6 protein-coding genes are annotated in these 6,423 nt (G+C 73.1%); 3 read left to right on the top strand and 3 right to left on the bottom strand.

Features of this window, described 5'->3' with window-relative positions:
- Positions 1-32 precede the first annotated feature (32 nt).
- Positions 33-1,469: a GuaB1 family IMP dehydrogenase-related protein gene (locus ACZ4FV_RS04800; protein WP_395859093.1), complete on the bottom strand. Its 1,437-nt coding sequence runs from the start codon at positions 1,467-1,469 to the stop codon at positions 33-35.
- 115 nt (positions 1,470-1,584) lie between these two features.
- Positions 1,585-2,469, bottom strand: a complete 885-nt coding sequence (locus tag ACZ4FV_RS04795; RefSeq protein ID WP_402231524.1) for a sigma-70 family RNA polymerase sigma factor — start codon at positions 2,467-2,469, stop codon at positions 1,585-1,587.
- 311 nt (positions 2,470-2,780) lie between these two features.
- On the opposite strand from ACZ4FV_RS04795, the gene ACZ4FV_RS04790 reads away from it, so the two are divergent.
- The 3 genes from ACZ4FV_RS04790 (at position 2,781) to ACZ4FV_RS04780 (ending at position 5,567) form a co-directional block, all read left to right on the top strand.
- A complete protein-coding gene (locus tag ACZ4FV_RS04790; protein WP_395859091.1) occupies positions 2,781-3,209 on the top strand; it encodes an OsmC family peroxiredoxin in 429 nt (142 codons plus the stop codon).
- 207 nt (positions 3,210-3,416) lie between these two features.
- A complete protein-coding gene (locus ACZ4FV_RS04785; RefSeq protein WP_402231521.1) occupies positions 3,417-4,397 on the top strand; it encodes an AraC family transcriptional regulator in 981 nt (326 codons plus the stop codon).
- 102 nt (positions 4,398-4,499) lie between these two features.
- Positions 4,500-5,567, top strand: coding sequence for a Gfo/Idh/MocA family protein (locus ACZ4FV_RS04780; protein ID WP_402231519.1), 1,068 nt, complete (start codon positions 4,500-4,502; stop codon positions 5,565-5,567).
- 90 nt (positions 5,568-5,657) lie between these two features.
- Here ACZ4FV_RS04780 and ACZ4FV_RS04775 read toward each other — a convergent pair whose 3' ends face one another.
- Positions 5,658-6,335, bottom strand: a complete 678-nt coding sequence (locus ACZ4FV_RS04775) for a class I SAM-dependent methyltransferase (RefSeq protein ID WP_402231517.1) — start codon at positions 6,333-6,335, stop codon at positions 5,658-5,660.
- Positions 6,336-6,423: the final 88 nt, after the last annotated feature.

Genomic DNA, 6,423 nt, shown 5'->3' with positions numbered 1-6,423 from the left:
CGCGGCCCTCGTGGGGCCGCGCCGCCGGACGCTCACCAGCTCTCGGGCAGCGGCTTGCCCTCCGCGTAGCCGGCCGAGCTCTGGATGCCCAGCACTGCGCGTTCGTGGAACTCGGTCAGGGTGCGGGCGCCGGTGTAGGTGCACGCGCTGCGCACGCCGGCGCCGATCGAGTCCAACAGGTCCTCGACGCCGGGGCGGTTCGGGTCCAGGTACATCCGCGAGGACGAGATGCCCTCCTCGAACAGCGACTTGCGGGCCCGGTCGAAGGCGGATTCGGTGGCCGTGCGCAGCCGGACCGCGCGTGCGGAGGCCATGCCGAAGCTCTCCTTGTACAACCGGCCCTCGCCGTCGCGGTACGCGTCGCCGGGCGACTCGTAGGTGGCCGCGAACCACGAGCCGACCATCACGTTCGACGCTCCGGCGGCCAGCGCGAGCGCGACGTCGCGCGGATGCCGAACACCGCCGTCGGCCCACACGTGTCGACCCAGCCGGGTCGCCTCGGCCGCGCACTCCGCGACGGCCGAGAACTGCGGGCGCCCGACGCCGGTCATCATCCGGGTCGTGCACATCGCGCCGGGGCCGACGCCGACCTTGACGATGTCCGCGCCCGCCTCGATCAGGTCGCGCACGCCCTGCACGGTGACCACGTTGCCCGCCACGACCGGTACGGGCGGGTCGAGCGCCCGGACCGCGCGCAGCGCCTTGATCATCTGTTCCTGGTGGCCGTGCGCGGTGTCCAGGACCAGGGTGTCCACGCCCGCCTCGATCAGGCCCTTCGCCTTGTGCGCGACGTCGTTGGTGATGCCGATCGCCGCAGCCAGGCGCAGGTGCCCGGACGCGTCCACGGCCGGCGTGTACAGGGTCGAGCGCAGCGCGCCGGTGCGGGTCAGTACGGCCACCAGTCGGCCGTCGGAGTCCACGATCGGCGCGAGTTTGTGTCGGCCCTCGTACAGCCGGTCGAACGCCTCGCGTGGGTCGACGCCGTCCGGCAGGGTGAGCAGTTCGGTGGACATCACCCGCGCCAGTTGCGCGAAGCGGTCCACACCCAGGCAGTCGGCCTCGGCGACGATGCCGACCGGGCGCCCGCCCTCGGTCACCACCACCGCGCCGTGGGCGCGCTTGGGCAGCAGGTTCAGCGCCTCGCCGACGGTGTCGGTGGGGGCCATCGTGATCGGGGTGTCGTAGACGAGGTGACGCCGTTTGACCCAGGAGGTCACCTCGGCGACCACGTCGACCGGGATGTCCTGCGGGATCACCGCGAGCCCGCCGCGCCGGGCGATGGTCTCGGCCATCCGGCGCCCGGCGACGGCGGTCATGTTGGCCACCACCACCGGGATGGTGGTGCCGGTGCCGTCGGAGGTGGTCAGGTCCACGTCGAGGCGGGAACCCACGCCCGAGCGCGACGGTACGAGGAAGACATCGCTGTAGGTGAGGTCGTGCGGCGGTACCTGATCGTGGAGGAATCTCATGTCGCGGTACGTACCCAGCCGGCAGGTGGATATCGATCTTCGGCAGCGTTGCGGCGAGTTGGGCCGGCGGCCGGCCGGGTCCGGCGACGCCGGACCCGGTCTCGGTCACCGGGGGTCAGCTCGCGAGCACGGTCAGGTCGAGCCGACTCAGGCGTTCGGGGTCGGCGACGATGTCGATGGTGACGATCCGGCGCCGGACGATGGCGAAGGCCACCACCGACATCGGCTGACCGGCGGCGGTGGCCACGAAGCCGGCCGCGCCGTTGACCAGCGCGGGTCGGGCGGTGGCGGCCAGTCGCGCGAAGGTGAGCGCACCGCCGGCCACCTGCGCCGCGCCTCGGCTCACCCCGCCGGCACGCAGGCCGCCGCCGTCGGAGCGGGCCACCACGTCGGGGTCGAGCACGGCGACCAGTGCGTCGAAGTCACCGCTGCGGGCGGCGGCCAGGAACGCGTCGACCACCTCGCGCTGTACGGCGAGATCGCCGTCCGGCGCGGGAGCCGCCCCTTGCACGCGTCGACGCGCGCGGCTGGCGAGTTGCCGGGCCGCGGCCGGCGTACGGTCCACGATCGGCGCGATCTCGTCGAACGGCACCGCGAACAGGTCGTGCAGGACGAAGGCAAGGCGTTCGGCGGGAGCGAGGGTTTCCAGGACCACCAGCAGGGCCAGGCCGACCGAGTCGGCCAGGAGTACCGCGTGCTCGGGGTCGGCGTCGGACACGCCGGTGACGATCGGGTCGGGCATGTGCACCCGCGCGTCCAGCGGTTCCTCCCCGCGTGATCGTCGCGAGCGCAGCATGTCCAGGCAGACCCGGCCGACCACGGTGGTCAGCCAGCCCGCCAGGTTGTGCAACTCGTCCGGGTCGGAGCGGCTGAGCTTGAGCCAGGTCTCCTGGAGGGCGTCGTCCGCCTCGCTCAGCGAGCCGAGCATCCGGTAGGCCACCGCCCGCAGGTGACCGCGGTGCGTCTCGAAGCGTTCCGCGAGAAAGTCGTGCTCGTTCATCGGTCCCACCCAGTCCTTCGGTCGCGTCCGGGTCGGTGCCCCGGCCCTCGGCTCCATGACGTACGGAGCGCGGACGATGTGACGGGGAGGGCGGGTCCGAGTCGGGCTCGGGGCGGCATGGGAAGACCGGTCGCGCGGCGGTCACCATCTCCCGCCGCGATCCGTCGATGCGGTGACGAACGGATCCGGCCGACGTGGCGGGGCGATCCGGGGGCGGCGTCGCGCGTCGTGGCCCGGGCCCGGTGCGGCTCAGGGGGTGTCCGGGGCGTGTGCCGTGCCGTCGGCGTCGGTCACGGTACTAGCATCGAGCCATGACTATTCGTAGCGCAACGGCTCAGTGGCAGGGCACCCTCGTCGAGGGTGCCGGCACCATTCGCACCGGCAAGGGCGGCCTGGAGGGGGCCTATTCGTTCAAGTCCCGCTTCGAGGAGGGTGAGGGCACCAACCCCGAGGAACTGATCGGTGCCGCGCTCGCGGGCTGCTTCTCGATGGCCCTGGCCAAGGGTCTGGGCGACGCGGGCTTCCCGGCCACCTCGGTGGACACCACCGCCAAGGTGCACCTGGTCCAGGTCGACGGTGCCCCGACGGTGACCCGGATCGACCTGGAGACCGCCGTCGTGGCCGCCGGTATCGACGAGGCGGAGTTCCTCAAGATCGCGGACGTCACCAAGCAGAACTGCCCCATCTCCCGGCTGCTTTCGCCCGGCGCCGAGATCACCCTGACGGCTTCGCTGGGCTGACCTCACCCTTGAACGGCCCGGACGGCGAGGGCGTCGGCGATCCTTCGGTCCCCACCGCGACCGCAGGTGTGCCCCGACTCCCTCGCCGTCACGGCTCCGGCGGCAAACCGCCGCACCCGCAGGGCGACCGGCCGGGCACCCGGTGGCAGGAGGTCAACCCCTGCCGCTGCCGGCCGACGGCGCGAAACGCCCGATTATCCTGGCGCGATGGACTTCCTCGGTCGGATCACCGCCTCGCTGCGCACGCATCGGCCGCGCTGGGTGCGCATCCAGGCGCCGGACTCCTGGGGACGGTACGTCCGCCCCGAGACCGGGGAGGCGGCGTTCCACGTGGTGTTGCGCGGCGACGCCGTGCTGACCACGGCCGGCGGCGCACGACTGACACTGGGCGCGGGGGACGTGACCCTGGTGACCGGTGCCGGCGATCACCTCGTGTCGGGCGGGACCACGGTGGGAGGTCGCGCGTCGTGGCCGGCGCTGGACTTCGGCGACCGGCCGTACCGGCTGCTGCCGGAGGCGGACCCGGGCGCGACCCCGACCGCGCACGCCGTCCGGGAACCGACGTCGTTGCTGCTCAGTGGGGTGTTCCGGCTCGACGGCAAGGACGCGCACGCGCCGCCGGTGGAGTTGCCGGAGATGATTCGCCTGGCGGCGGGGCCCGAGCAGGAGGCGTCCGTACGCGGCGTGGTGGAACTGCTGCGCCACGAGGCGGCGCGGCCCGGGCCCGGCGACGGCGTCGCACCGGACCCGGGGGTCGACGCGGTCACCGGCACGCTGCTCGACACCCTCCTGTTGTGCGTCCTGCGCTCGTGGTCCCGCGAGCACGGCGCCCGCACCGGGTGGGGTCCGGCGGTGTACGACCCGGCGATCGGCCGGGTGCTGTGCGCGATGCACCGCAGCCCCGAACAGCCCTGGACCGTCGAGCGGCTGGGCGCGCTCGCCGACCTGCCGCGATCCACCTTCGCCCGGCGCTTCACCGAGTCGGTCGGCCGGCCGCCACTGGGCCATCTCACCCTGGTCCGGATGAACGCGGGCGCCGCGCTACTCCGGGACACCGACGAGCCGCTGAGCGCGGTGGCCCAATCCGTGGGCTACGCCTCGGAGTTCGCCTTCTCGACGGCCTTCAGGCGAGAGTTCGGGATCGCCCCCGGCGCCTACCGTCGGGAGCCGGGCATCCGCGTGGCCTAGGCGGTGCGTTCGACCCACGGTGCGCGACGCGCGCGTGCGGGCCGCCGCGCCGGCGGTGGAAACCCGGTCGCCCGGGCGTCGGACCGCCGGCACGATGGCCGGGTGCGCGTGGGAGTGGTCGGGCTGAGGATGGGTCTCCACCTGGCGAGTTGGTCTCGCCGGGTGGGGCTGGACGTGGTGGCGGCGTGTGATCGCGACCCCGAACGCCGAGCGGAGGCGCAGGCACGGCTCCCGGGCGTCGTGCTCACCGATCACTGGCGGGACCTGCTCGACCGGCGCTTGGACGGCGTGATCCTGGCCAACGACTTCGACGCGCACGCGCCGCTCGCCATGGCCTTCCTGGAGCGGGGCGTGCACGTACTGTCCGAGTCGGCCGCGTGCGTGAGCGAGAACGAGGGACGCCGGCTCGTCGACGCGGTCGAACGCTCCGACGCGACCTACTCGTTCGCCGAGAACTATGTGCTGCATCCGCACGTTCGCCTGCTGCGTCGGGTGGTCGAGGCCGGCGAGGTGGGTCGGATCTCCTTGATCGAGGCCGACTACCTGCACGGCATGGCGCCCGAGACGGTGGACGCGCTGATCGGCGACCCCGCGCATTGGCGCGGCCGGATCGCGCCGACCGCGTACTGCACGCACACGCTGTCTCCCGTGCTCGCGCTCACCGGCGAATGGCCGGTCGAGGTCTCGGCGTTCGTCGCGGACGAGGCCGACCCCGGGAGCGCGGTGGTGATGGTGGTGCGGCTGTCCGGCGGCGCGTTGGCGGTCACCCGGCACGGCTTCCTCCAGGGCGAGCCGGACAGCCACTGGAGTTGGGTCTCGGTACGCGGCAGCCGAGCCATGGCGGAGTCCGTCCGCGGGCCGGGCGAGCGGGCCTGGTCGGTGCGGGTGCGCTCCGAGGGATGGACCACCGCGGACGGGCGGACCCGGGACGAGGAACGAGTCCCGCCCACTCTCGCGCTCGGCCACGACAGCGTCGAACGCTCCGCCGAGGGCACCGTGCTCCTGCTGCAAGGCTTCCGGGCCACCATGGAGCGGGGCGAGCCGGCGTTGATCCCGGTCCGCCCGGCTGTCGCCGCCTCCCTGGTCGGCGTGGCCGGCGCCAGGTCGCTGCGCAACGGTTCCCGCCCGGAACCGGTGCCCGACTTCGCCGGCCCCGCCGCCGAGGGCTGACACGCGTGGCACACGACAACGGGCGTCCCGTACCGAAGCGCGAACTCGCCGCACATGCCGGCGCCGGTGGCGGGGCTGTCCCGGGCGGAGTCAGGAGGCGCCGGGGGCCGGGGGTTTGCGGGCCAGGAGGAACGCCTGCGGGCACGGTCGTACGCTCTCGCCGGCGATCGGTTCGCGGGTGGTCCGGGCCTGCATGGCCAAACCCGCGTCGGTCACCAGGTCGGCGATGACGTCCGGCCGGCGGCGGTGGAAGTCGAGGTTCACCGATCGACCGAACGCCTCGGTCATGCTCAGCGGCTCGTCCCCGACCTGGAAGGCGAGCAGAAGATAGCCGCCTGGGGCGAGCACGCGATGGAAACCCGCGAAGACGGCGGGCAGTTCCGCGATCGGGACGTGGATGGTCGAATACCACGCGACGAGACCACCGAGGCCGGCATCCGGGAGGTCCAGGTCGGTCATCGTGCCGACCTCGAAACGCAGGTCCGGGTACTCGCGTCGGGCCACCGCGATCATCTGCGGCGACAGGTCGATTCCGAACGCCTCCACGCCCAGGTCGCGCAGGTGCGCGGTGACCCGACCGGGTCCGCATCCGACGTCGGCCACGGGTCCGGCCTCGGCGCCCGACGCCCGCACGAGTTCGGCGAAGGCGGCGAGTTGGGCTCGATCCACGGGCTTGCTCGCGAGTTCGGTCCGGACGTAGTCCGTGTACTCGCCGGCGACGGCGTCATAGGACGTGCGGGTGGCACTCAGGAAGTCTGGTTCGATCACGGCCGCGCACTCTACTGCGGGCCTCCGACAACGCCGGACGGGCGCGTCCGAGTCACACGACGGCGCCGGAATTCGTCAAAGCGTCGGG

This window comes from Embleya sp. NPDC025285, assembly GCF_055558835.1.
Note: the sequence above shows the minus strand (reverse complement) of the source record. Positions and strands in the feature narration are given on the sequence as shown.